25 protein-coding genes and 1 pseudogene are annotated in these 24,133 nt (G+C 54.7%); 11 read left to right on the forward strand and 15 right to left on the reverse strand.

The window, feature by feature from the left end:
- Positions 1-153 precede the first annotated feature (153 nt).
- From ugpB to ACQZ6D_RS09315, 4 genes are all read left to right on the forward strand, one after another.
- Entirely contained in the window at positions 154-1,464 is a 1,311-nt protein-coding gene (ugpB, locus tag ACQZ6D_RS09300) for a sn-glycerol-3-phosphate ABC transporter substrate-binding protein UgpB (protein ID WP_174005929.1), read from the forward strand.
- Between the two features lie 68 nt (positions 1,465-1,532).
- Positions 1,533-2,414, forward strand: a complete 882-nt coding sequence (gene ugpA / locus ACQZ6D_RS09305) for a sn-glycerol-3-phosphate ABC transporter permease UgpA (RefSeq protein ID WP_003510646.1) — start codon at positions 1,533-1,535, stop codon at positions 2,412-2,414.
- A 10-nt stretch (positions 2,415-2,424) separates the two neighbouring features.
- The gene (gene ugpE, locus ACQZ6D_RS09310; protein WP_003510648.1) at positions 2,425-3,273 is read left to right on the forward strand and encodes a sn-glycerol-3-phosphate ABC transporter permease UgpE; all 849 of its coding nucleotides are present in this window, start codon (positions 2,425-2,427) and stop codon (positions 3,271-3,273) included.
- Positions 3,273-4,334, forward strand: a complete 1,062-nt coding sequence (locus ACQZ6D_RS09315) for a sn-glycerol-3-phosphate import ATP-binding protein UgpC (protein WP_013761452.1) — start codon at positions 3,273-3,275, stop codon at positions 4,332-4,334. The genes ugpE and ACQZ6D_RS09315 overlap by 1 nt, the downstream gene beginning before the upstream one ends.
- 48 nt (positions 4,335-4,382) lie before the next feature.
- On the opposite strand, the gene ACQZ6D_RS09320 is transcribed toward ACQZ6D_RS09315, so the two are convergent.
- The 4 genes from ACQZ6D_RS09320 to ACQZ6D_RS09335 all read right to left on the reverse strand — a co-directional run bounded on the left by ACQZ6D_RS09320 (position 4,383) and on the right by ACQZ6D_RS09335 (position 7,807).
- On the reverse strand, positions 4,383-4,826 hold the full coding sequence (locus tag ACQZ6D_RS09320) for a glyoxalase superfamily protein (RefSeq protein WP_003510652.1): 444 nt from the start codon (positions 4,824-4,826) through the stop codon (positions 4,383-4,385).
- 212 nt (positions 4,827-5,038) lie between these two features.
- On the reverse strand, positions 5,039-5,737 hold the full coding sequence (locus ACQZ6D_RS09325; protein WP_019564584.1) for an OmpW/AlkL family protein: 699 nt from the start codon (positions 5,735-5,737) through the stop codon (positions 5,039-5,041).
- A 281-nt stretch (positions 5,738-6,018) separates the two neighbouring features.
- Positions 6,019-7,314 carry an MFS transporter gene (locus ACQZ6D_RS09330; protein WP_113555721.1) on the reverse strand — a complete coding sequence of 432 codons (1,296 nt, stop codon included), beginning with the start codon at positions 7,312-7,314 and terminating at the stop codon, positions 6,019-6,021.
- Between the two features lie 91 nt (positions 7,315-7,405).
- Positions 7,406-7,807: a MarR family winged helix-turn-helix transcriptional regulator gene (locus ACQZ6D_RS09335; protein ID WP_174005870.1), complete on the reverse strand. Its 402-nt coding sequence runs from the start codon at positions 7,805-7,807 to the stop codon at positions 7,406-7,408.
- A 638-nt stretch (positions 7,808-8,445) separates the two neighbouring features.
- On the opposite strand from ACQZ6D_RS09335, the gene ACQZ6D_RS09340 reads away from it, so the two are divergent.
- Together ACQZ6D_RS09340 and ACQZ6D_RS09345 are read left to right on the forward strand one after the other, a co-directional pair.
- On the forward strand, positions 8,446-8,892 hold the full coding sequence (locus tag ACQZ6D_RS09340; RefSeq protein WP_448729849.1) for a hypothetical protein: 447 nt from the start codon (positions 8,446-8,448) through the stop codon (positions 8,890-8,892).
- A gap of 179 nt (positions 8,893-9,071) precedes the next feature.
- Positions 9,072-9,374, forward strand: coding sequence for a hypothetical protein (locus ACQZ6D_RS09345; protein ID WP_448729850.1), 303 nt, complete (start codon positions 9,072-9,074; stop codon positions 9,372-9,374).
- A 99-nt stretch (positions 9,375-9,473) separates the two neighbouring features.
- Here the strand turns inward: ACQZ6D_RS09345 and ACQZ6D_RS09350 are convergent, their stop codons facing one another.
- From ACQZ6D_RS09350 to ACQZ6D_RS09380, 7 genes and pseudogenes are all read right to left on the reverse strand, one after another.
- Positions 9,474-10,004, reverse strand: coding sequence for a hypothetical protein (locus ACQZ6D_RS09350; RefSeq protein WP_448729851.1), 531 nt, complete (start codon positions 10,002-10,004; stop codon positions 9,474-9,476).
- 10 nt (positions 10,005-10,014) lie between these two features.
- Complete coding sequence (locus tag ACQZ6D_RS09355) at positions 10,015-10,185, reverse strand: hypothetical protein (RefSeq protein ID WP_448731715.1); 171 nt, start codon at positions 10,183-10,185, stop codon at positions 10,015-10,017.
- 320 nt (positions 10,186-10,505) lie between these two features.
- Positions 10,506-12,200, reverse strand: coding sequence for a hypothetical protein (locus tag ACQZ6D_RS09360; RefSeq protein WP_448729852.1), 1,695 nt, complete (start codon positions 12,198-12,200; stop codon positions 10,506-10,508).
- A gap of 51 nt (positions 12,201-12,251) precedes the next feature.
- Positions 12,252-13,307: a dsDNA nuclease domain-containing protein gene (locus tag ACQZ6D_RS09365; RefSeq protein ID WP_448729853.1), complete on the reverse strand. Its 1,056-nt coding sequence runs from the start codon at positions 13,305-13,307 to the stop codon at positions 12,252-12,254.
- A gap of 516 nt (positions 13,308-13,823) precedes the next feature.
- On the reverse strand, positions 13,824-15,197 hold the full coding sequence (locus ACQZ6D_RS09370; protein WP_448729979.1) for an SH3 domain-containing protein: 1,374 nt from the start codon (positions 15,195-15,197) through the stop codon (positions 13,824-13,826).
- 108 nt (positions 15,198-15,305) lie between these two features.
- Positions 15,306-15,479 (reverse strand): annotated as a pseudogene (locus ACQZ6D_RS09375) (DUF4236 domain-containing protein); the annotation flags it as partial.
- A 337-nt stretch (positions 15,480-15,816) separates the two neighbouring features.
- Positions 15,817-16,047 carry a hypothetical protein gene (locus tag ACQZ6D_RS09380; protein ID WP_448729854.1) on the reverse strand — a complete coding sequence of 77 codons (231 nt, stop codon included), beginning with the start codon at positions 16,045-16,047 and terminating at the stop codon, positions 15,817-15,819.
- Between the two features lie 396 nt (positions 16,048-16,443).
- On the opposite strand from ACQZ6D_RS09380, the gene ACQZ6D_RS09385 reads away from it, so the two are divergent.
- Complete coding sequence (locus ACQZ6D_RS09385; protein WP_448729855.1) at positions 16,444-17,181, forward strand: hypothetical protein; 738 nt, start codon at positions 16,444-16,446, stop codon at positions 17,179-17,181.
- Between the two features lie 14 nt (positions 17,182-17,195).
- Here the strand turns inward: ACQZ6D_RS09385 and ACQZ6D_RS09390 are convergent, their stop codons facing one another.
- From ACQZ6D_RS09390 to ACQZ6D_RS09405, 4 genes are read right to left on the reverse strand one after another with little or no spacing between them, the layout of a single operon-like run.
- Positions 17,196-18,164 carry a hypothetical protein gene (locus ACQZ6D_RS09390; RefSeq protein ID WP_448729856.1) on the reverse strand — a complete coding sequence of 323 codons (969 nt, stop codon included), beginning with the start codon at positions 18,162-18,164 and terminating at the stop codon, positions 17,196-17,198.
- 18 nt (positions 18,165-18,182) lie between these two features.
- Entirely contained in the window at positions 18,183-18,806 is a 624-nt protein-coding gene (locus tag ACQZ6D_RS09395) for a hypothetical protein (protein ID WP_448729857.1), read from the reverse strand.
- A 1-nt stretch (position 18,807) separates the two neighbouring features.
- Complete coding sequence (locus tag ACQZ6D_RS09400) at positions 18,808-19,086, reverse strand: hypothetical protein (RefSeq protein WP_448729858.1); 279 nt, start codon at positions 19,084-19,086, stop codon at positions 18,808-18,810.
- On the reverse strand, positions 19,083-19,787 hold the full coding sequence (locus tag ACQZ6D_RS09405; protein ID WP_448729859.1) for a hypothetical protein: 705 nt from the start codon (positions 19,785-19,787) through the stop codon (positions 19,083-19,085). The genes ACQZ6D_RS09400 and ACQZ6D_RS09405 overlap by 4 nt, the downstream gene beginning before the upstream one ends.
- Before the next feature lie 134 nt (positions 19,788-19,921).
- On the opposite strand from ACQZ6D_RS09405, the gene ACQZ6D_RS09410 reads away from it, so the two are divergent.
- The 4 genes from ACQZ6D_RS09410 (at position 19,922) to ACQZ6D_RS09425 (ending at position 24,119) form a co-directional block, all read left to right on the forward strand.
- Positions 19,922-20,443, forward strand: coding sequence for a 2'-5' RNA ligase family protein (locus tag ACQZ6D_RS09410; protein WP_448742091.1), 522 nt, complete (start codon positions 19,922-19,924; stop codon positions 20,441-20,443).
- Positions 20,444-20,685: 242 nt separating this feature from the next.
- Positions 20,686-21,633 (forward strand): alpha/beta hydrolase, encoded by a 948-nt coding sequence (locus ACQZ6D_RS09415; protein WP_448729861.1) that lies wholly within the window; start codon positions 20,686-20,688, stop codon positions 21,631-21,633.
- A gap of 669 nt (positions 21,634-22,302) precedes the next feature.
- Positions 22,303-23,553: a hypothetical protein gene (locus ACQZ6D_RS09420; RefSeq protein ID WP_448729863.1), complete on the forward strand. Its 1,251-nt coding sequence runs from the start codon at positions 22,303-22,305 to the stop codon at positions 23,551-23,553.
- A gap of 314 nt (positions 23,554-23,867) precedes the next feature.
- On the forward strand, positions 23,868-24,119 hold the full coding sequence (locus ACQZ6D_RS09425; RefSeq protein ID WP_448729864.1) for a hypothetical protein: 252 nt from the start codon (positions 23,868-23,870) through the stop codon (positions 24,117-24,119).
- Positions 24,120-24,133: the final 14 nt, after the last annotated feature.

Here is a 24,133-nt window from a genome sequence, read left to right on the forward strand (position 1 = left end):
ACTTTCGTTTTTTTCGTTCCACCATCTATTGCATTTTCATTAGAGTTCGCTTTAAATCAGGCCGCTAATACAGAAAAGCTCGCCCGCAGCTATATCGAGGAGGATAGGCTGCAATAAGGGGCTGTATCTTTTACTGTTTTTAAAATGGGAGGAATCGCCTTGAAAAAACTCAGCTACCGTCTTGCTACGGCATCTGCGCTTTCGTTTTTTGTCACATCGAACGCGTTCGCCGCGACGGAAATTCAGTGGTGGCATGCCATGACCGGCGCCAATAACGAGGTCGTGGACGCGCTCGCGAAAGAGTTCAACGATAGCCAGACAAACTACAAGATCATGCCCGTCTTCAAGGGCACCTATCCGGAAACCCTGAATGCCGGCATTGCGGCCTTCCGCGCCAAGCAGCCGCCGGCGATCATTCAGGTCTTCGACGCCGGTTCCGGCGTGATGATGGGTGCTGCCGGCGCAATCAAACCGGTGGCGGAAGTACTGAAGGAAGGTGGCTACACCTTCAACAAGGACGAATATCTGGCCGGCATCGTCGCCTATTATTCCAAGCCTGACGGCACCATGCTGTCCTTCCCCTATAATTCGTCCTCACCGATCCTGTATTACAACAAGGACACCTTCCAGAAGGCAGGCCTTGACCCGGCAAATCCGCCGAAGACCTGGCCGGAAGTTTTCGAAGCTGCCAAGAAGATCAAGACAAGCGGCGCTGCCCAATGCGGCTTCACCTCAACATGGTTGACCTGGATCCAGACCGAAAACTTTGCCGCATGGAACAACGTCTCCTATGGCAGCAATGAAAACGGGCTGGGCGGCACCGATGTGAAGCTTGCCGTCAACGCGCCGCTCTTCGTCGAACACTTCCAGGCCATTGCCGACCTTGCGAAAGACGGCACCTTCCGTTACGGCGGGCGCACTTCGGAAGCCAAGCAGCTGTTCATGTCCGGCGAATGCGGCATCCTTACCGAATCCTCCGGCGGCCTTGGGGATATCATCAAGACCGGCATGAATTACGGTATCGGCCAGCTTCCCTATTACGAGGGTCATGGTCCGCAGAACACCATTCCCGGTGGCGCGAGCCTCTGGGTCTTCGGCGGCAAGAGCGATGCCGAATATAAAGGTGTGGCCGAGTTCTTCCATTTCCTTTCCCAGACCAAGATCCAGTCTCGTCTGCATCAGGTCTCCGGATACATGCCGGTAACGATCGCGGCCTATGAGGAAACCAAGAAATCCGGCTTCTATGACAAGAATCCCGGCCGCGAAACGCCACTTCTGCAGATGATGGGCAAGCCACCGACAGAAAACTCCAAGGGCGTGCGCCTCGTGAACCTGCCGCAGGTCCGCGACATCATGAACGAAGAGTTCGAGGCGATGCTGGCCGGCAAGCAGGACGCGAAATCCGCACTCGACAAGATTGTCACGCGCGGTGATGCGGCCATCAAGCAGGCAACCGGCAACTAAACGATCCCTGCCCCCGCCCGCATCCTCACCCGGTGCGGGCGGTATTCCCATTTCATCAGGAGATCGCCGTGCAAAGCGTCGTATTCCCCAACAAGATCCTGCCCTATCTGCTGGTCGCGCCACAGATCATCCTGACGGTGATCTTTTTCTTCTGGCCCGCAAGTCAGGCGCTCTACCAGTCGACCATGCGCGAGGATGCCTTCGGGCTGAACAGCAATTTCGTCGGGCTGGCCAATTTTTCCGCCGTACTTTCGGATGAAAGCTATCTGAACGCGCTGCACGTCACGGTCATTTTCAGCGTCCTGACCGCACTCGTCTCGATGGGGCTGGCATTGCTTCTGGCAACGGCGGCAGACCGCGTGGTGCGCGGCAAGGGTTTTTACCGCACCATGATGATCATGCCCTATGCTGTGGCACCCGCCGTCGCTGGCATGCTCTGGCTGTTCATGTTCAATCCGGCCATGGGAACCTTCTCCTATATCCTGCGCCGCAACGGCATCATGTGGGACCCGCTGCTCAACGGCAATCAGGCCATGCTGCTCGTGGTCGCAGCCGCCGCATGGAAGCAGATCAGCTACAATTTCCTGTTTTTTGTCGCAGGCTTGCAGGCAATTCCGAAATCATTGCTGGAGGCGGCCTCCATTGACGGCGCACGCGGTTCGCGGCGCTTCTGGACCATCGTTTTCCCGCTGCTGGCGCCGACAACATTCTTCCTGCTGGTCGTCAACACCGTCTATGCCTTCTTCGATACGTTCGGCATCATCCACGCAGTTACTGGCGGCGGCCCTGCCAAGGCGACAGAAACACTGGTCTACAAGGTCTACAATGATGGCTTCGTTAACCTGAACCTCGGCTCTTCCGCCGCGCAATCCGTCATCCTGATGGTGATCGTCATTGCGTTGACCGCCTTCCAGTTCCGCTTCGTCGAGAAGCGCGTGCACTACGGCTGAGGATTTCCTGATGATTGAAAATCGCCCGGTCGCCCGCGTGATCGCCCATCTGATGCTGGTTCTCGGCATCATCATCGTGGCCTTCCCGATCTACTACACCTTCATCGCGTCATCCATGACGTCGAATGACATCATTCGCCCACCGATGTCGCTGCTGCCCGGCGACCATCTTGGTGAAAACTATACAGATGCCATGGTCGGCGGCGTCGAAAGAGTGGTCGGCGTCAGCCTTGAACGGCTGCTGTTCAACAGCTTCGTGGTGGCGCTCGCCATTGCCATCGGCAAGATCGTCATTTCTTTCCTGTCGGCTTTCGCAATCGTATTTTTCCGTTTTCCATTTCGCATGGGCTTCTTCTGGATGATCTTCATCACGCTCATGCTGCCGGTCGAGGTGCGCATCCTGCCCACATACAAGGTCATCGTCGACCTCGGGCTTATCGATACCTATGCGGGACTGACGCTTCCGCTGATGGCGTCCGCGACGGCGACGTTCCTGTTCCGGCAGTTTTTCCTGACCATTCCCGGCGAAATGGTCGAGGCGGCTCGTATCGACAATGCAGGGCCGTTCCGTTTCATGCGCGATATTCTGCTGCCGCTGTCGAAAACCAATATCGCCGCTCTCTTCGTGATCCTGTTCATCTATGGCTGGACCCAGTATCTCTGGCCGCTGCTCGTGACCAACGACGCCAAGATGAACACGATCATCATCGGCCTCAAGCGCATGGTGGATTTCACCGACGCTTCGACGCCCTGGAATTATGTGATGGTGACGGCGATCCTCGCCATCATCCCCCCGATTATCGTTGTGGTGCTGATGCAGCGCTGGTTCGTCAAAGGTTTGGTGGAGACCGAGAAGTAATGGCAAAAATTGCGCTGAAAGACGTCCGCAAGGTTTACGGCGGCAATGTCGACGCCATCAAGGGCGTATCGATGGATATAGCCGATGGCGAGATGATCGTATTGGTCGGCCCCTCCGGCTGCGGAAAATCAACATTGCTGCGCATGATCGCCGGGCTGGAAAGCATATCGGGCGGTGAGATCGTCATCGGCGACCGCGTCGTCAACGATCTCGAACCGTCAGACCGAGATATTGCCATGGTGTTCCAGAACTACGCGCTTTACCCGCATATGACAGTGCGGCAGAACCTCGCCTATGGCCTCAAGAACCGCAACACGCCGAAGGACGAGATCGACCGGCGTATCACCGAGGCAGCCAAGGCGCTGGAAATCGAACAATATCTGGAGCGCAGGCCGCGCCAGCTCTCGGGTGGCCAGCGCCAGCGCGTGGCGATGGGCCGTGCCATCGTGCGCAAGCCCGCCGCATTCCTGTTCGATGAGCCGCTGTCCAACCTCGATGCCAAGCTGCGCGTGCAGATGCGCGTCGAAATCCGCCGCCTGCAACGTTCTCTCGCCACCACCAGCGTCTACGTAACCCATGATCAGATGGAAGCCATGACGCTGGCCGACCGCCTCGTGGTGCTGAATGCCGGCCGCATCGAGCAGATCGGCACTCCGATCGAGCTTTACGAAAAACCGGCCACCACCTTCGTCGCCACCTTCATCGGTTCGCCCTCCATGAACCTCCTGCCCTACGGCACCCCATCGGCTAACGGTGCATCCGGGTGGTCGGTGAATGGATCAGGCGCGCTGCCGCAAACCACCGCAACACTGGGCATCCGTCCGGAAGACATCACGCTCGCGGAAACAGAAGCTCCCGATGCCGCTTTCACTGGCACCGTGCGGGTGGACGCCGTGGAACTGGTGGGCGCGGAAAGCTACGTGCATGGCTCCTTCACAGACGGCACCACCATCGTCTTCCGCGTTCCCGGCCGCTCGCAGCTTGGTATCGGCGAGAACCTGCGGATTGCCGCCCAGACGAAGGACTTCCATCTGTTCGATGCGGCGGGGAAGCGGATTTAGGGTCTTACGAAGGACAAGGAGACACCCGCCTCTCGGCGGGTGCTCGGACTACCAGACCAGCTCAACCTGTGGCCTACCGTTGGAGGTTTTCTCCACCGTGCGTCCGGACGTATCGATATTGCAGTGGATACGCTGCCTGAAAGCCGAGAAGCTTTCGAAGGTCACCACATCCACGGGATCGTCGAGATGCAGGGTCAGCCGGTAGCGTTCCGGGTCGCCGCCTAGCGTTTGCACGCCCAGAACGGAGGCCACGAAGGGCTGGCCTAGATAGAGGCCTTCCACCCGCGAACCAAGAAGATAGGGATTGAATGCGGGACGGTTTCCCGCCGTGGCATGCAGGGTGTTCCAGTCGCGGAAGCCATATTGCGCGGCGATGAGTTCAAGCGCCTTTGAATGGGTGATTGCCTGCCCCTGCCCTTCAAGGGCGGCGCGCAGCCGTTTTGCCTGCTCTTTCAATCCCTCAAGCGCGGGAAGCGGTTTGGACACGTTCATAACGGTTCTCCAACATGCGCATGCCGTATTTTTCCGAAGGGGTCCGCGTTGCCATCGACGACATGCAAAACATGGGGATGACCGTTATTCCAAAAAGAGCTTCACCAAGGGCGTAAACGCCTGCGGACGGCCGGGGCTCTTCTGCCCGTGGCCGTCCATATAGCTCAGAAAGCGCCGCCCGTCAAAGGCAGCGACGGCGCGAGGCCAAGGGGTCAGAAGCGATAGGTGATACCCGCACCGATCAACCAGGGATCGAGTTTCGCTTTGCCACTGATTGGCGTGCCGCCAAGTTCTGCGGTCCAGTCGGTCTTCAGGAAAATCTTCTTCACGTCGAAGTTCACGCCCCAATGTTCGTCCAGCATATAGTCGAAACCCACCTGCACGGCCGCGCCGAACTTGTTCTTGACATCAAGATTGCTGAAGCCGGGTTTTTCGGACTGGTTGTAGAACATCGAATAGTTCACGCCCGCGCCGATATAGGGCTTGAAGGCGCCGAAATCAGTAAAGTGATATTGCAGGGTCAGCGTCGGCGGCAGCAACCATGTCTTGCCCACCGGCGTGCCGGCCAGCACACCCTCGCCGTTGATCTTGGCGTATGTGGTGCCGAGGATGAGTTCGGCAGCGATATTCGGGGTGAAGAAATAGCTGATGTCGAGTTCAGGAATGACCGTATCCGAATAGGAGAGACCTGCACCCGGCACACCGTCAACGCTGCCGCTGTCATGGGTAATGACCCCGAGACCACGCACGCGCAGCATCCATGGGCTCGCCGCCGCAATCGCCTCTTCAGCGGTGGGGGCTGGTGCCGGCGGGGCCAGATCTGCCGCCATCGCGTTGGCCGACATCAGCATCGCCGCGACGCTCACCGTCACACTGGCAAGCAAGGCGGTTTTTTTCTTCCTGTTCGTCATTCCATCTCTCCTATCGCGCGCCGCAGCCGGGCAAGCCCGGGAAACCGGCTGATGGCGGCGGGCATTCGCGAATCCTCGCTTGCCGCAGCCGCTACGGCCACTATCGCCAAGGGAGAGGTGAGCGGATTGAGATGGATCAAACCGAAAGGCGAACGATAAGCCAGGGCAGCTAGCCGGTGCTTGGTGTGACAAATACGCAACGGATAGCCATGACAACGGTCAAAATAGCGGGCCCGGCAGTCGGAAGTTGGCCTGTTTCACAAGCCTTCTCCTTTGCAATCTCAGGCGGCCTGCGGTGCCAAAGTCGCGGAACCAGGCTTTTTGAGAAGCAGTACCGAGACAGCAGCGATCATGCACATCACGCCGGCAATCTGCAGTGCGGGCATGTATGTGTCGAAGTCGCTCTTGAAGAAACCTGCGCCAAAGGCAGCGGTGGCGGCCCCCAACTGATGCCCCGCAAACACCCAGCCGAAAACCAGGCCCGCTTTTTCGCGGCCGAAACTCTCAGCGGCAAGCTTCACCGTTGGCGGCACGGTTGCCACCCAGTCCAGCCCGTAAAATACGGCGAAGACCGACAGCTCCACGAAGCTGAAGCCCGAGAAGGAGAGATAGATCAGGGACAGCCCGCGCAGACCGTAAAACCAGAAGAGCAGGAAGCGATTGTCGAAACGGTCGGAAAGCCAGCCGGCGAAGATGGTGCCGAAGAAATCGAAAATGCCGATCAAAGCCAGCGTGCCGGCCGCCGTGACCGCCGCCATGCCGAAATCACCGCAGATGGAAATCCAGTGTGTCTGGATAAGGCCGTTGGTGGAAAGTCCACAGACGAAGAACGTGCCGAAAAGCACCCAGAAAACCGGGTTTCCGGACACGCTCTTCAACGTCAGTATCGGGGATGCCAGTGTTGCAAGAAACTTGTGGTCCTGTTTCGGCGGTTTTACCACCACCGTCTCGCCATAGGCTGGCAGGCCGACATCGGCGGGATGGTCACGCATCAAGAGCAGCACGAGAATCATGGCGATCGCAATCACCGCAACGGATAGCGTCAGCGCGGTGCGCCAGCCATAGGCCTCCGTCAGTGCCGCGAGCAAAGGCAGAAAAACCAGCTGGCCGGTGGCGTTACTGGCCGTCATCAGGCCGATCACCAGTCCCCGGCGCTTTGAAAACCAGCGCGATGCCACGGTCGCGCCCAGCACCAGTGCCGTCATGCCGGTGCCAACACCGATCACCACGCCCCATAACAGCAACAGCTGCCACACCTCAGTCATGAAGAACGAGGCGACGATGCCGCCCATGATCAGCGCAAGGGCCGTCGACACGACCTGGCGAATACCGAAATGGTTCATGAAGGCAGCGGCAAAGGGCCCGAGCAGGCCGAAGAGCACCAGCCTGACCGCCATGGCAGATGAAATATCGGCAATATCCCAGCCGAACTCCTGATGCAGCGGCTGGATCATCACCCCGGCCGATCCCATCGCGCCGGCGGTTGCCAGCATCGTCAAAAAGGTGGTTGCGGCAACAAGCCAGCCATAATGTATGTTTCTGTCGGCCATCCAGCTGGCAAGGCGTGTGGAGAGCATGTTCAAAATCCATTTCCAGCGGCCAGCGGCCGAAATTTTACGGGTATATACCCTGTATTGCGGGCAGATACCCGTTTTATCATCAAAAAAATTACAGGGCTGCGAGTAGTTCCTGCAATTGAGCGGTCTTTTCCGGGCCAAGCCTGGCCTCGATTTCGTCCTGTACTCCGTCCCAGAGGGGCGCGCCTGTTTTCAGTATCTCCTGCCCTTGCTCCGTCACAGTCAGCATCGCTTCGCGCTGATCCTCGCCATGGCCGATGGCCACCAGCCCCATGCGGGCTAGCACCTTGGTATTGCGTCCAACGGTAGAGCGGTCCAGTTCCACCCGCGCGGCGAGATCGGTGAGCGACACCGGCGCCATGCGGTTGATGTTCCGCAACAGGCTGAACTGGCCGATATTGACGCCAAGCGGCGCCAGCGCCTCATCGTAATAGGACGAGACCTTTCGGGATGCTCTTCGCAGCAGAATGCAGTGACAACTATCGTTTGGCATTTGTCTCGGGTATATACCCGCAAATTCTACTGCGCAAGAGATGTTAAGAAATTATGTGCGGAGTCATCGCTTTTGACCCGGAGTCACCAAAATGACCGGAGCAAGTTCCATTTCCTAGAAATATATATTACAATCCACAGCGACGAATCGACGTATAGGCATATTAAAATAATATTTACATTTCTACTTCCGGCAATTAAATCTACGATACCAAGAGCTCAACACTGAGTTACACTTTAAAGCTAGCCACAAGTTTATTTTATTACATAGTTATATTTATAACATATTTTAAATTACTATAAATATATTAAAACATGCCGTTGTTTACGGCGTAACTCGCTCTGTTTTTTACAAGCGAAATACCGTCGAGACGGTCTTTTGAACGGGGGTTTAGCAACTGCTGCAATCTTCCGCACTACTCTCCACTGCACGCTTTTACAGCCCGAACGCGACGTTGAGGGGACCTGCGTGAACTGTCCCGCAGTGTTGTCGCGATCTTTAAATTTCCAGGTTTGTTCTGGTCAGAGGTTTCAGATTTCCACGATAAGTGCGACCCGGATTGGCGCGAGAAGAGCGTTAACTGAGGCATAGCAGATCGAACATGAGAGAAACGCAAGTGTACCAGAAGTCGGTAGTGTGTGGTCAACGTCATCGCCCGCTCGGCCAAAGACAACCTCTCTAGCGCCGAGATCGATCAATCACATTCGGTCGTGTTTGGCTGGGCATATAATCAGGCGCGCTCCCTGTCAGAGGCCTCTGCAAAACGGATGCTGCTGGCGACCCTTCGAAAGGCGCACTTCGCCGCCCTGACGAAAAGCAATGCCGTCGATGCGGAGGATGATGGGATGGTGAGCCTGACTGCGCTGGCTGCCGATCTCGATATGGATCGTCGCAGGCTTACAAGCTTCATCAGCGCGCTCGGGGTGGTCGGTGGCGAGCGGCGTGGGAAGCGCCGCGTGTCTTTCGACCCTGTGCAGGTTGCCGAGATCAGACGCGAGATCGACGCGCTGTTGACCAGGGTCATTGGATTGGGGCCGCCAAGGGCGCGCGTAAACCGGAGTTCACCGATTATCACCCAGGGGTAATTCTGCGGCCTCCAATCTCTATGTCGCCGATGGATGGCGCAGTCGTATTCGTACCATTGACGAGCGAACCGCCTCGAGAAATCGAACTGGGTCTTCCACTTCCCCCATACTGTCGCCAGCTGTCGGAAAATCCGGGGCCGGATAAGGAGCGCACAGTCTGGGCAATCTGCGACAAGGTCATGACCGCCGCCAGCATCTGCAGACTTGAGCGTTATGTCGATTTCAATCGGGGTGGCTTGCACATGGTGCCGAAGGTGTCACAAAGGGACTTTGAAGCGATCCTCGAAGGTGTCGCAAGTGCCATTGTCCCGTTGCGTTCGTTCATCGAAAACCGGGCTGGGGAAAAGCATGCCGCCGAAATGGCTGCACTTGTTCTTGAACACAAGCGCCGTGTCGCACTTGTCGAGGACGAAATCCTTGAACGACTGACAGCTCCGGGAAATCATCGCAGGGCGGTTGACGGCCATGTTGGTGCCCGGTAAATATTGGGTCTGACCTGCGGGTCGGCACCCATCTCGGAAACGAGATGTAGTCTCTTTCTGGTCTGCGGCCAGCACCAAAGGCAGGGGAAACCCTGCCTTTTAGTTTTTGGCAATCTGGGTCGCATGTTTGCGAGGAAGAAGACCGCTCTTTATTGCGGTACTCTTTTCTTCCAACTTCGCCGCGGCCTCCAGTGCTGCGGACGCCTCTTCCTGAAGTTTTTGCTGTTCGCGAAGTTTGTTTATTTCTTCCACTTTCGCTTTATGAAATTTGTAGAGGAGACTGCCAGGTGGGTCTTCGATAAAATGCCTATGGTTTCCAATTGCTAAAATGACAACATGATCGTCAAATTGCATCAATAACAAAAGGTCATTCGAGTTTTTGGCACCCAAATGCAAATGCATTATTCCGTAGCGGGACAGCATTCTGTCGGGTGGACAATTATCATCGATGCCGCTTCTGTAGGCCCAACTCGGAAGCTGCTTACCGTCAACAATAGCATCAACTATGTCTAAGACATGATCTTCAAGGTGAGGTTTTCCGCGGTAATAAGAATCGGCTTTATACTGAGGTGATACAATTACTTCGAGCGGCTTCCCCTGGATTCGGGGAAGCTTTAGAACATCATTCATTTATTAATTTTTACCCAAAAAGAACTTTTCTACGCTCTTCTCGAGACATACTGGTCAAATTCATCCCGCCATTAGCCTTTGCGTCTTTGGCACTCGCAGCGATGCGGAGCAAACGAATTGTGTATGTGTCTTTATCTTCCTGAAATTCAACAGGGGCTTCACGTAAAGCTGTCGCAACCATTTCGATCACCTCGTAAACTAGATATACTCATATCACGTATAGCTGCGGTTTTCAATGCGTATGAGACGGCCCACCTACGTTGACGCACATAGCCAATAAATTGGGCAACATTGGAAATCCAAAAATCACTCACCCCTGACAACTGGAAAGCATACCAAAATGTTTCAAGGTGGAGAACAATCATTCTGTGGCCATCGACAATCATTCTGTTATTTTTCCCGTTAGATGATATTGGCCGAGTGCAAAGGCAAAAAGCGGGCATTTGTATCCAAGGTCAACTTCAAAGCATTGACGGTTCCATATGCCCCTGCTCCAGTCCCTCAGGCCTGCATCTGATTGAAGAGCGGCTGCATCCGATCATTCATTGAATCAAATTCTTCCGCCTTCAGGACGGAAAGCTTCCGGTCGAATTCAAGAACAGCGCCATCCTCCACCTCAACCCCATGCATCGACACGGTCCCCAGAATAGTCTGACCATTTTCTGGGCGTTCTGAGATTATAAGTTTGATCATCTCGGCAACATTTGCCTCGTCTTGGTCTTGTTGGTTGGGGCTGTCGAGAACCATGGGTGCAGTAAAAGAACCTTTGAATTCGTATATCGTTTTCAAAAGTGCAAGGTCGTATGCCAAAACTGCACGTGGCTGATCACTACCAGTGTCGCTGATACGGCCGTTAATTTTAGATACTGTTGCATGATCAATAGCTGCCACGTCCAATCGACGAAGATATCTCAGCATGAGTTGAGCATAAAAGCTTTCAATCTTGTCGCGGCGTTTCTTGTCTTTGAAGGTTTCCTGCTTGTCTTCGATTTCAGTGATACGGCTACTCATTTCTCCGATCTGCTTATCAAGTTCGCTTAGCTGATCAACGAATAGTCCTGCTGCCGCGCGGCGGCCTTGCATTTCGATCACGTCCCGCAGGCTAACTGCGCCAAGCTTCTCGTCGAGCTGCCTCTGAATTTCAGCGATAGCTTTATCAGCGTCACGGAGGTCGAGCTGGGCCCTCAACACGCTCTCGGACAGCTTGCGCATTTCCTGATGACTGCGGGTCAGGAACTCAAAGCATGCCTCGCGGTCATCAAGGATACCAAAACGATTAGCAAAGTCGTTCTGATGAACAGTTCCGCATGTCGGGCAGAGAATTTCGGCAGCCTCCAGAGAGGCGGCAAACTTCGCGTCCTTCTCAAGCTCTGAAATTGCTTGACGCGCGACGCGTACCTGATTGTCTAAAGAACTCCGTTGATCAAGCGCATCCGCCAACTGGAGCGCGCGACGCTGCCTTATCTCTCGTATTCCTTTGAGTCTTGTCAGTAATCCCTCGATGGCTTCTTCATGATCAGCAATAGTAAGCTCGAGGCCGGAGAAATCAGCTTCAAGTCCAAGCTTTTCGACTGCTTTACCGATAGTTCGACGTTCACCGGCGAGCACGTCTTGCTCGAGTTTGAGCTTTCGTTTTTCGGCAGCCAATTCGTAATATTCGTTCCCGAGAATCCCAGAGTGGTAGTCGATCACAGAATTCTTGAAATCGGTGTACTGCCCGAGATAATCGAAGGAGTTGAATGGCTTCTCCCATCCGCCTTCTTGGTTCACGTAAAATGGAAGAAATGCAAACGCTGGCGGGGGTATCTCGGGGTCGCCTTGCCGATTCGAAAAGACGAGTCCGAACCTGAGTTTGTCCGCGATAAACGGTCCAAGTTCCTTTGTGATGTTTCTGGTGCAGATAAGCAATTGGTCCTGATCGTCGAACACCGCAATGGTGTCTCCGCTCCTAAGGATCGAATGCCTTGAACCATCTATGGTAAAGGTAACCAAGGCTTTCACCTTGGCTTCGTTCCACTTCCTATGTATCGACTTGGGTGCTGCGCCGAATGCCCAATAGAGGCTCTTGATTACAGACGACTTGCCAACATCATTCGGACCTTTGACCACCGTCAGTTTCGGGTGGAACTCTATCGTCCTCGCCGTCCGCTCGACGAGTGACAACAATTCCAGCCTTTCGAAGCGCAAGTTTTTCATCGTTTTTTCTTCTCAGATTTCTTATCAACAGCTGGAACTTGTCGGTTGCGCTCATCGCTTGAACTCGTAGAGAATAACGGCATGCTGAAAGTCCTCAGTCATCTCGCCGAACCTTTGCCGTATAAGACTTCGGACCTTGGGCAACGCAGTTAAAACGCCGTCCCACATTGTCGCCGCCTGATCCATGATGGGGACAACAATATTTTTGACCTCGTCGGCAAATTCGATACTCGCTGCATAAGGTCTTTCAAGGCGCGACATCTCGTAATTTCGCCATTCTCTCTCGATGCGTGCTGCTTGCGAGAAATGTAGATTTAGATATGGCGCTACCGAACCCCATTCGGGGCGATGCTGACGCCGTTTCCGGAAGGACTCGAGCTTTTCTAGGATGTCGTCGCGGGTCAAAAACTTTGACGATCTAAGCTCATCGACACCAGTCAAGTCTGCCAACTTCTTGGACCGCTGCCTGCATTCGTCGACGAGGATGAAGTTAAACGCACGGGAGTCCACCCCGCTTCCGATAGTGTCTTCAAGAAACTTTGTTACAGCGCCCAACAGGGTCTGTTCATAGGTGTCAAGATGCAGACCGCAATCTGAGAAACGGAAAAGCGGTAAGTGATCTGTTGATTTAAACCCCACGCACTCATTCTCAAGTGCCGATATAAATTTATTGAGCTTGGCCTTTTCAGCTGAGCTAAATGGGGCTTCCGGGAGCTCGCTGACCATTTCTGACAAAGGACGGTTACTGACAAATACCACCTTGTCCACGGCTGATCCGAAACGCTCCACGTTGTCGAACATCTTTCCTGCATAAGATGGCTTGCGCGTCTCGCCCGACTTTGTCCGTTGGGCGATCTTTGCTAGGCTCCAGCTTGTACTTTTTGTTGTCTTGACCTGGTAGAAGCTCAATCGTGTAGGAGACGACAAATTGTCCAATTCGGCAATGTCATCATGAAATTCGAACGCCACAGCGTAATCCGATCCTGAAGAATGAAGAGCGATCACCTTCATAAGTCCCCAGGCGGTCTGGTAATCGAACCGGTCATAAGCTGTCCGTCCACCGTTTTCCCGCTCGGGCACCGTCAGTAGGTTTTCGATTATCGTCAAGAATTCCTCCGCTTAGTCTTCGAATCGCCAGTAGGTCCTAAAGGTTTTATTGAGCGTCACACTTTATAAGTGTTTTTCCTCGGGACAAGCTTCCGACCAATACGTTCCGTAGTTTTTCCAGCCATCGGACGGAAAAATGATCGCCGAGTATTTACGGACCAGTCAGTGACTGACTATCCCTCGCGTATGCTGGCGGTCTACGAGGGCCAGATCAAGTTGGTCTCGACTCAGAAAGTCAGGGCCAGACAGAAGGCCGAAGGTCTGGACCTTACCTCGATCAGAGACGACCAACGAGGCAAACGAACTGTCAAAGGTCGTGAGCGGGTACTCACCGCTTGGCACTTTCCAGGCGGTGATGCCGTCCATTGCGACCCCGCGGATCAGGACATCGTCGTCGACGGCAAGCGTAGGCGGGACAACTGTGCGGACACCCCAACACGCAGTTTCCCCGGAACAAAAATCGCGGACGTTTAGGTTTCTTCGGATAATCGGCAGTTCCGACGCTGGAGTCGACGGTTAATTTCCCACGATCGTAGAATTCGCCATCCATCCAGACGTTTTGACATCTACCTGGACACGGCTCCATCCACCTTTAGTTTCCATGACGGAGACCCGCCCTCCTTTAGGGACAACGTTAATCACAGCGAATTTGGTGCCAGGTCCCTCGCGCAGATTAGCGTCGGTTTTCGTATAGCGGATTGCGGTGGGCTCCGCTTTATCACTGGTGGACGACCCCGACTGAACCATTTCGGTTTTGTTGACCGTCGGCACTTGAGGCGTGGGTTCAATTTTGATTTTCTCGGGCAGCGCCCCATCCTTTTCTCCTGCGGCCAGCGTTTCGGATGTCTCCGCAACCAAATTAGGTGGCAATCCGGCATCGGCCTCCTTGTGACGGGGGCCGAAAAAGATGGCAAAGGCCGGAATTCCGACCATAAGTGCGAGCACTGTAAGTAATGCTCCCTTGAGGAAACTACCTTTCCTTTCCGTCGCGTTGACGGGAGGGACATCCACGGCACCGTTCGCAGGCGCTGGTGGCAACGCGACCGTAGCTTTCCGTTCCCGAGGCAGCGCGGCGAGCATCCGGCATCCATCCACAAAAGCGGCCACCACCCCGGTCCTGGAAAACTCCACAAGTTCGTTAACGCCACTATTGCTCGTGAGGTGCATTGTTTCGTACAGGCAGATTGGAATCTGCCTGTTGTCTCTGAAACGCCTGTCGGGACCGCCGCTTTTGTTCGGGTGTTTCCAAGTGTGATCTACAATTCTGGCGTCACTTGGGACGCGGTCTGTCTCGATGAACATGGATTCCTGCCAACGGACGTTCAAGTCGGTGTAGCTAACGGCACCTACCCGACTACCGTCCTGCACAAGTACAATATCGGGCATGAAAAACATGACCTGCCTGCCCACATGCAGCGCAGGAGGCGTGACGTTGCTCTTGATAACCGACGGGAGGGTATATGCGAGCGTGGTCGATTTCCTATTTACGAGGTGGGAAGCTCCCGCATTGCGCTTCCAGGCTGTGAGACTTTGGATAGCGCCTCCGGCCTCGATATGCCATTTGGCAGCACACCCGTTCAGGCCGTCATACCCTTCTGTCAGCCGCCCGTAGGCTGTTTCCGCGTCACCTTCTAGGTCATAGTAGAGTACGGTTGTCCTGCGATAAGAATCCAGCCAACTGCCGATCGCCCCCGCTGGTAGCGCCACAGCGCAAATTAGCAATCCAGGTCCGCCCGTCGCGAGGGCTGCCACCGCACCTATTGCGAGAGCGGTCAACGAAAGGGCCACTGACATGCGGGTCTGCCGCGCCTTGGAGTTTATCTCGTCAAGGAGTTCCGAAAAGGAAGTGTCACGCATGTGCATGACATCGCCGGAATCGATCTCGATCATTTCGACATCACAGTTGTCGAAAGTAACCTTCGGCAATGCTTGTTGTTGTGGCAAAACGGACGATTGCCGACTTGCTCCAGCATTACCAAGCGTCGCCCGGTAGTAGAGGCCACCACGACCAGCATGTATGTAGTGTCCGCGGGGACCGGTTCCTATCCGCAGGCCTTTCACGCCTACAGAGACACCGACCCCAGACTTGGAGAAATTGAAGCGGAATGGACCCGCCGAAACCGATTTTCTAACGTAGAATGGCAATTGCGCCCCCGCACCAAAGCCTCCCATGCTTTCGCGAGAAGACGCGTTCGTCGTGCAGAGGTTGAGCGCAACTATCGATTAGGTAGCGAGAACAAGCAAGTACATTGAAGCCTTTGATTGCAATCGGAGGAAAGGCTTCCCTTGGGAACTTTCAATACGATCGCGTGGGAACGTTCCAGCACCGGGGTAGGCCTCAGGATTATCGATTGTGAGAAAAGGGCTCTGTAGTAGCAACGAATGTGACGACAGTGTCAGCCATTGGGTAAGCCTCCGGTGAAGGCCACAGGTCAGGCAGCTTGAGCTTCTGACGCTGGCGACGTCCAATTCCAAGGAAGCAGTTGCTCTAATGTCGTAACTGGCGTGTCTATGCGGGCAAGAACATCGGCAAGGCGTTGAGATCAAGAAGCTTCGCTACGACGCCGACGCCATTCGAAAGCTCGTCAGGGACCTCGTCGCGGACGAGATTGGTAGCAAGGGGTTCGATCGAGAGCAGACCGAAAGCAAGATGCAGCAGATGCTCGACGACCGTGCGGCCAGGTGAGATGCGCGCGCGAGTAATAGCGCTGGTTGAGACTCGTGAATAAAACCAGAACATGCTAAATAAAGTTGTCGTCAACAACCGAGTGATTCGTCATTGTCGAACAGTTCCTCGAACTACGTACAGGTTCCTGAAACAGCTAAGATCAACAAACCCATTTTCGATACATGCCCCCGGGACGAGGTTACTGCAGAAATTAAGGCCTTTATCGAGGCTGGGCATGATCCTTGGCTCTGGCACGGTCACAGCCATACTCCTCCACCGAAGACCGGCACTCCCCCAAATTATGTTGGTCGATTCTACCTTCGCAAAGAGCAGGTAGAATCCAAGACGTGGGCTCCGTGTCCTTGCTGTTCTCCAGATCACCGAAAGTTCGGCCGAGACGGAGGACTTATCGCGTACTTCCCGGACGAGAAAGTTGTTCGGCTCATTGGGCCGGATTGCTTCGGCTCGTTGAACCATGAAGGCCACGAAACCGCCATCGCCGACCTCAAGCGCCGTGAAAGGGAGAAAAGCGAACTCGAGTACATTTTGCGGTGCGTCGACCAGATCAGACAGTGGCGTTCCGCGACCGACGAAATGCTCAAGATCGCCAAGCAGGCTGACGTATTCTTCCCTGGTATCCAAAACCGGATCGAGGTGTCCTTACAGATCAAGCTCTGGCGGAATGTCCGAGATGGCATGCTACGTGTCACCGAGACCATCAAAACGGTGAAAGTCGGGACCGACGGCGAGCCGGAGGAAGTCACCCAACACATTGATACGGTCCTATTCCAGCTCGACGGATACAAAGCATTGAACCCTGATCGGAAGGCGCTCGCTCCGATCCTCGAAAAGCTGGCGAACGATCTCCATAACCTTGCCCATGTTAACGATGCATGGGTGCAGCAGATGCCCGCTTCGGATCGGACGGCACTGGCAAGGGAGCTTCGGCGAATACTCTCATCGATCCAGAGTGTTCACGACGCCCTAGCGCACGAAATGCGGTTTTTGAACCAGATCAACGTCAACCGGTTCCGGCAATGGGCGGCAGACGAACGTTCACCCGTCGATTTCGAGTTTGAGCGAAAGGAAGGGACGATATCCATCCGCGGCTATAAGGAGTACAACGGGCTTCCAATCCCCGAGGAACTTCGGACATCATACCTGCCGTCGATTGATGTGCCCGTAATGAAGTCCCGACGCCATTAGGCGTCGGGACCCTCTTACTCTCTCTCGATCCGTTGCCATTGATGCGCGTGGTAACCGCATAGGCCGGGATAATCTGGATTGTAATCGTTCGGGTGGATCGTCTCATTGCACGCGCTGCACTTACCTGGCGCTGACGCATCGCATACGACGCATTCCCCTGCGTCGATGATGTAGGTTGCCTTGCTGCATTCGAAGCATGCGGCTATGGGTGGCTCGCCGCCATCAGTCATGGCAATATAGGTGAGGCCTGCAGATTCCGCGGCTAAAGCGGGTTCCATCATCTCGCCGAGATCAAGATGCTCGTCTCCGCACGACCGGCACGCGAACTCTATAGCGATTGGTTTTGTGTTCGTAGGGTCTTTCTGCCTGATCAGACTCGATCCACAGTTCGTACAGCTGAGATGCTCTATCGGAAATTCGACCTCGGTCGACGGCCAATCCAGATTTTCGAAGGTGGCGACACACTCCCTTTCGATTTCGGCCAAGATGTCCGCGTTCTCCAGCAGTAGTTGCCATATATTGGTGCTGAATTCGTGTTCGGGAGTGTAACCTAGCTGGTCCCGCATGATCGTATTGATCAACGGCAGTGCATTAGCGAGTGCTTCTCTGACCACTGCTTCGGGTGTTGTCAGATAGAGATGTTCGATTGTGTTACGATGTTTCGTCAGCTCGTCGAGTTTGGCCCAATCGAGCGCCAGCCCAAGGAGCTTATAGCGAGATTTGATGTCGAAGACATCAACCGTCTTATTTCTGTTTGGTTGCCATTCGATCTTTCCATCGGGTCGCTTTTTGGGTTCCATTTTGATGTAGATGAGTGACCCTTCGGAGTCCGGAGAATGCTGCCACAAGACGGTCTTGCAGAGTAGAAGAACACCTGCGTGGACGTTGCGGACGGCCGACAGCGCTCGGCGGCCGTCCTTCGACTGAAAGTCTTCGACGCCAATCTCGATCGAGTCGATGGCATTGCGGAGAAGCTTGTCCAAGAGATACCTCCGGTGTAGTTACGGGCGACCCATCCGAATTGATCCCGCGCGGTCCAACCAGCGGAATCCTAATTCATCGGGATAGGGAAGACGTGTCGCAAGATCGGCGATGAAGACGCGGTACGTTGCAACTGCCGAGCGGAACTCTTCCGCGCTACCGATCTCCCGGTTAGTGAAGGCGTGTATCGCGTTGCGTCGACTCTGGACAAGGCCGACAAAAGCGAGGTCTTTGGCTGGGAAGATTTCTTTCCTGCTCAAAAGCTGCCTGATCTTTTCGAACTGAATGCTACTCGGCGGATAGGGCTGCCCCTGATTCGCTCCCTTTTGCTCAATGGCCTTGATCGCTTCAAGGTCCTCTATCGAATTCCGATAGTCCGTAATGTAAACGCCGAGGAACAGCCGAAGTGAACTCTCCAGGATGCTGCCGAGGTTAGCCCACGCCAAGATGAGATCGCCATCCGGCAACTTTACGGGTTCTACCCAGCGACTGAGGGAACGGGCAAGTGAGGGCGTCCAGTCGAGGCGCGCGGATGCCAAGAGTGCGGCTCCATCATCAGGTGCCCATCCGTGTGCATCGCTCCAGAAGTCGGCCAAGCCCGCTTGGACGGCGACGATGTCCTTGACATCAGTCTCGTATGTCATTTTAGCCCTTCACGGTGTTGAACGGCGTCGGTTGCCAGGGGTACGCCTTAAATGGATTTCGTATAGTCTTTCCCGGTACCTGTGGTTCGCGGTCGTCCTCGTACTGCGAGATGTCCGCAGTCTGGTCCTCGAGAATGCCGACGTCCTTCAGCCTGCCTCGAAGGCCTGTTGTCAGGATGCGGTAGCTCTCAGGATTGAACGGCTTCGCGTACCTCGAGTCCGGCCCCGTGGTTTGGAATTTCTTCTTCCGTTTCGACGTCCTTAACTTCGGTTTTTTCACGGCAGTCCTCCCGCAATACGCGAATCTATCACGGTTGACTCGTCACCAAAATAAGAACGCAACATGAACGCATAAAGCATCGACGAGGTATTGATCTCACAAAAGGCGGACGGGAACAGCCAATCTACGTCGGAGAGGCCGACGATGTCATCCGCGCGGCGATCAGTTCCGTTCCCAAGGGACAATGGGAAGCGGCTTATTCCACCGGTGCTTTCTTCGAGGGACAAGTGAAACGTATCTACACGCAGGTCGGAGGACCACGGCTCAAGGTTTAGTTCCTGTATCTGAGCCCAGGTTGGATTCAATCGTCCCTCTATCGCAGGAGACCGTGTTTCGGCACGATGGCGATGTGTGATGACATCCGAGCAGACAACTTCAATCTCAATGAATCCGCTGCTCGTTTCGGTAGCGACATTTCTGAATGCAGCCCGGGTGATTTCAATAGGATTGATGGAGTCGGCGATGACGATCTGGCCCAGCCGCAAGTTGTCCTCCGCCACCCGATAAAGCGCAACATAACCAGCAGGTCCGACATTGTGTTGTCCGGCCAGTGGCGTTGACGAGCTGATAGCTTGTTCAATGGTATCAACGCGCAGGTAACACGCGCCGGAAGGGCCAAAGCCTGTGCAACGGTGCTCTTGCCCGAGCCGGGCAGTCCACCAAAAATGATCAACGTTCGCCCCTCCCATTGCGTTGAGCATGTACCATCCGTCGCACGTCGATGGCCGCTTTGGGTGAATCTCGCCGTGACGGTATTTGGCACGAGGTGGACATCTTTGTATTATCAGCCGCGTTCAAACTCCGTAAGGTGGGACGAGTTTGGGGAAATGAAAAAATGCCTTACGGGATCAGCATAAAGAGCCGCAACGCTACAGCCATCAATATCGTGAAGCTATGGGATGAGGCGAGCAAATTTGAGCCCGTATCCTCGATGCAGGAATTGGACTACCCTCCGCACATTACACTTGTAGTATTTCCGGACCACCCTGGGGATGTAGGCGCAATCATGGCAGAGGTGTTTTCAGCTCAGGATGCGCTGCTCGTCGCCTTTGAGGCTGTTGAATATTTCGATAATGATCACCTGGTCCTTTGGGCAAAGCCTTGTTTTGATCAGCCGTTGTTTGATCTCCATGCCGCGTTGCACAAACGCTTCGACTCTCTGATTTGCCACGAGCACTACCGCGTCGGGTCGTGGGTTCCTCACTGTTCTCTGGCAACCAAGGTGCCATATTTTGCCAAATCGGCGGCCGTAGAGTGGGCGAAAAATAAAAGAATTAGTTTTTCCGTCTCCTTCGATCTGGCTGATTTTGTGGAGTTCCCGCCCGTCATAGTGCGTAGCGAATTCTGCCTTCGTTGATATCTGTGATTGGTGTGCGCCCGTCAAAAGCTCGATCTGGCCCTGTGCGAACTTTTGGCGAGGCAAGCAGAACCATTGCGAACAGCTGGCCAACGCGATAGCCGTAAGAATGGCGGTTATTTCCAAATCGAGCGTTATCCATATCAAAGCCCTCGGCCTACTTGGCGAGGCTCCCGGCTCTTGGCATTTGAGGTCTACGATAATGAAGGCCACTCAAAGGAGTGCGGCCGCTTAGCGGAAGCATGGAGTTTGACCAAACCGCAAAAGACGCAGTGGTAAGAGAGTTCAACAGTGGCAGTGGCAAGCACTGGCGCTTCACCCTACTCGCCGAGTTGCGGTATATTCTCGTCGATTCCGTGCAAGAATACCGAGAGATAAACGTGATGACGTCAGAGAAAACTGTTTCATTCAAATCTGGCGGGCAGACGATTATGGGAACCATACGTCAGGCTAAAACCCCTGAAAACTCGACGTTTTTGCTGCTCCATGGCTTTGCAGGCACGCGGAATGAACTTGTGATTCCATCACTCGGGATTGGGATTTTTGAGTACGTTGCCGCCGCGCTGGGTGATCTGGGCCACTCTTCCCTGCGAATTGATTTTCGCGGCTCGGGTGACAGTGATGGTTCCACCGAAGAGACGAGCTACTCTACACAGATTGACGACTGCTTGGCCGCCATGGATTTCATCGCCGCTCAACCGAGTCTGGGAAATGGCAAGATTGTCTTGCTTGGTTGGAGCCAAGGCGGACTGGTCGCGGCGGCGGCTGCGGGCCGAACCAATCGCCCATCAGGGGTGGCACTGTGGGCCGCTGTGGGAGAACCCCATATTTCTTTCCCCGGCTTGATCGGCCAAGATGCGTATCTGCGAGGTCTGGACAGCAAGGGGGCAACGAAATTGACGTTGCCTTGGGGAGCATCCATCACCCTGGGACCACAATTCTTCTTGGAGGTTGCAAGTTTTGCTCCTGTGGCTGAACTATCACGGTACGTAGGCCCCGCTTTTATTGCAGAGGGCACCCTTGATGACGCAATACCTCGCGGAACCGCGAAAAAGTTCGCCGCAGCTCATGCTGGAGAGAACATTGTCTGGGAGGCTGCCATGGACCATGTGTTCAACACGGCCTCCAGCGTAGAAACCTTGAATAGCTTAATCGGCGCTACAGTCCGGTATTTAAGAAATCATGGATAATCTCATCGCAAGCTCCAGCAACAACTAGATCGCTTAGCCAACGAACAAAGCGTTCGTACTCCCCAAGGCTTTCGAAGCCATGGATTTCGAATAGTTCAACACTCGGATATTTCTGATCTATCTCTTGACCTCAACTTCAGTTGAGGTTGTACGAATTCAAGACGGTCGTCGCCTATCGATGGCGATACCCATCAAGGGAGGACGTCTTGGTCACGTATTTTCGCTATTCGAAATCCAAATATACCTGCGGAACACGTCTTATTGGAGCCGTCGTTTTGCAATTGCTCGGTGCTGGATTCCTGGCGTTCGTCTTTTGTCTGCTGGATGCGCTCACGGCAAAACCAACGATAATTCTCGGTCAGTTTGTACCATGCCTAATGGGGAGCGTCGCCGGCTTTCATTTTGTAGCTTTTCGTCGTCCAGCCACGGGCGGCCGACTTTACCTTATCGCGACATCATTCTTGGCATTTGGGGCCCTTTATTGGCTGGTGTCATATTCATTGCCCGACCTTTTGCTAGCAAGATTGATAGCCGGATTTGGATTGGGTGTGGTTGTTGCAGGAACCTTCCGACGTCGCTTTCTCGAAAATCCGGTAGTTCCCCGTGTTCGATAGACGCACATTGCCGAGCGCCAAACCGCTGGACGTGATACTCTGGTGGAGGATTGCGATGACCGGAATCAGACTGCCGGACCTCATTGATGCGATAGAAACTCTGTTGCCCAGTCGCCTTCCCGATCCGTCGCTCCCTGCCCAGGGTAGCGTTTTCAAGATTGAACGCGGCTGGGGTGGCGAAAAGCTCGCCTACATTAACCTCGAAGCCGGAACTGTAAGCGCTCGCGGCACTATCGAATTGCCAACCGGGCCTGCCAAGATAACGAGCCTCCAAGTGTTCGGCAAAACTGGATTACGCAGATGCGATCACGCCAGAGCCGGACAGATCGTGAAGGTCGGAGGTCTCGCGGGAGCGCGGATCGGCGACTTGATCGGACCGGACACTGGAGGCGCTTTTGTGCACCAGTTTGCGCCGCCAACAATCGAAACACGTGCCGTGGCGCGGCGGCCGTCGGAAAGCCGGGCATTGTGGTTTGCGTTGCAGCAGCTTTCGGAACATGACCCGCTCATCAATCTGCGTAGCACGGAGGATGCAAGCGAGATGTATCTGTCACTTTACGGAGAGGTGCAGAAGGAGATCGTTCAGGCCACCCTTCTTGCGGAATTTGGGGTCGATGCGACTTTCGAGGAAAGCACTGTCATTTACGTTGAAAGACCAGCCGGGTCGGCAAATGCGCTCGAAACAATATTCAGAGACCCCAATCCGTTTCTTGCAACAATCGGCCTGAGGGTTGAACCTCGACCAGCTGGCTCAGGAAACGCATATACGATCGAGGCCGATGTCGGACAGATGCCGATCAGCTTCTACCGTGCAATCGAGGAGACGGTATCGGAGACTCTCAAGGCTGGTGTTTTCGGTTGGCAAGTCATTGACTGTCAGGTCGTGCTCACTGACGTCCGGCACAGTTCCCCATGCAGCACGGCGGCAGACTTCCGGGGGCTCACACCTTTGGTTCTGGCCGAGGCACTTTCTCATTCGAGAATGGTCGTCTGCGAACCCGTCGAGCATTTCCAACTGGAGATTCCGTCAACTACGCTTCCAGGGATGGCGACACTCCTCGCCAGGTGTGGTGCATCGATATCGGAGACGTTGATCGAGAACAGCATTGCCCGACTGGACGGCATGATTGCGTCCATCCATGTTCAGAGTATTCGCCGCCAGCTTCCAGGGCTTACTAGCGGTGTCGGCATCATGGAAAGCACGTTCGATCATCACGCACCTTTGAGCGATCCGCCACCCCGTCGCTCCCGTACGTCGGCAAGCCCGTTCAATCGCGTAGAATTTCTTGCAATGACCCGACGATAAACAGATGGCCTGTCCCGGCCATAACAGTCGTTCTTACGCGACCCCCGGACTCATTGCTTTGGCGTGCTGTTGGCGCGGGTCTGCAAACACTAGCGTTGGCGAGCTAATATTCGATCTCGGTTTCTGCCCCCTCGGAACCCTTGGACAAGACTTCGCCGACGCACTTGTTACCGAAGGCCACCACCACCAGACAGGGTTTCAAATCGAGACGACCGCAAGTTTTCATTTACCACAGGGTGGATTGCCGAGTTCCATGCCGCGTATTTGTCATCTTTACCGCTATACCCGCCGATAACAACAACCGATGAGGTGACATGATGTCAATCAACTCGGGTCATGCTCGATATTTCCCGCGACCCACACCAGCTACTGTCAGCCCATTGGAACGGGCTATCCAGCAGCTAGAGAAAATGATCCATGCGCAACGGTTGAGTGCGCTGCCGGCACCGTTTGCACTTCACAAAGCCAAACGCATTCTCGAACGCTGCCACCAGGGGAAGCCGTCGATTGACGTTGACGACAGCATTGGCAGCATCGGTTTCGACGGCGGTCGCAAATGCAGTTGATGGTCAGGGTGGAG

This window comes from Agrobacterium sp. 22-3639C2, assembly GCF_053522105.1.